Annotated in this window: 1 protein-coding gene; it reads right to left on the bottom strand. The window is 72.8% G+C overall.

Annotation, left to right across the window (positions count from 1 at the left end; all coding sequences use genetic code 11):
• Window positions 1–699: DUF222 domain-containing protein (locus QQZ14_RS12805; RefSeq protein WP_284534710.1), on the bottom strand; the 699-nt coding region annotated here is incomplete at both ends.

The raw sequence follows: 699 nt of genomic DNA, 5'->3' as shown, positions 1-699 counted from the left end.
GTCGGCCGTGTTTGGTGTTGGTGTTGCCGCCGGTGGCCCAGGTGGGGTCGTGGTGGGTGTGGCACATGCCGGGTGGGGCGTCGCAGCCTTCGGCGGTGCAGCCGCGGTCGCGGTGGGCGATGGCGATCCTCTGGGCTTTGGTGTGGAAGCGGCGGGTGCGGCCGAGGTCGAGGACTTCGGAGGTGCCGCCGAGGACGAGGGGGATGATCCCGGCTTCGCAGGCCAGGCGGCGGGCTTCGCCGGGGGAGATCATCGCCCCGGTGTCCAGCGTCCCGGGCGCGTGTCCGCCGGTGAGGGTGTCGAGGGGGATGGTGACCACGACGGTGGCGTTGACGCCGCCGGCGTGGGGAAGCCGGTCGGCGGGGTAGCGCTCGATCCATTCGACCAGTGCTTGGCCGAGGCGTTCGGGGGACGGGCGGGGTTCGCCGAGGTGTCCGTTGACCGCGGCGCGGTGTTGGGGGGCGGCGAGGGCGAGGAGTTGCTTGCGGAGCATCTGGCCGTGGCGGCCGGGGAGCGCGAAGGTGCCGCGCAGGACGCCGTCGTCGTCTTCGCGCATCGTCAAGCGGGTCTTCGCGGCGGCGGCGGCTTCCTCTCGTTCCAACAGCTTGGCCGCATGTGCGTCGGCGGCGTCGGGGTCGATGACGTGCAGGAGGCCTTTGCCGAGGTGGCGCAGCGCGACGGCGTCGAAGTGCGCGGCCT

This window comes from Nocardioides sp. T2.26MG-1, assembly GCF_950101795.1.
Taxonomy (GTDB): domain Bacteria; phylum Actinomycetota; class Actinomycetes; order Propionibacteriales; family Nocardioidaceae; genus Nocardioides.
This window is presented reverse-complemented; position numbering and strand designations above follow the sequence as displayed.